The sequence below is a fragment of the Citrobacter sp. TBCS-14 genome, from assembly GCF_005280805.1.
GTDB lineage: Bacteria > Pseudomonadota > Gammaproteobacteria > Enterobacterales > Enterobacteriaceae > Citrobacter > Citrobacter gillenii.
This window is the reverse complement of the sequence record NZ_SZWM01000889.1, coordinates 1-205: the sequence shown is the minus strand read 5'-3', so window position 1 is coordinate 205 and position 205 is coordinate 1. Positions and strand designations below refer to the sequence as shown.

The 205-nt window shown below is 47.8% G+C and carries 1 protein-coding gene; it reads left to right on the top strand.

Translation table 11 applies throughout. From position 1 onward, the window contains the following. A partial coding sequence (locus FDX22_RS21915) for a diguanylate cyclase domain-containing protein (protein WP_146717770.1) occupies window positions 1–205 on the top strand: 205 nt, incomplete at both ends.

Genomic DNA, 205 nt, shown 5'->3' with positions numbered 1-205 from the left:
AGGATATCCGACAGCTCTCGGCCAAAATCCATTTTCTCCTCGCCTCAATGTTTGAAGCGCTGGTCAAACAGGAAAATGGCAAAGACTCGCTGACCCAGCTCCTTAATCGCCGCTTTATTCCGACGATTATGCGCCGTGAAATCTCGCTGGCGTTACATTCACGAAGACCCTTTACCCTGGCAATGCTGGACATTGATTATTTTAA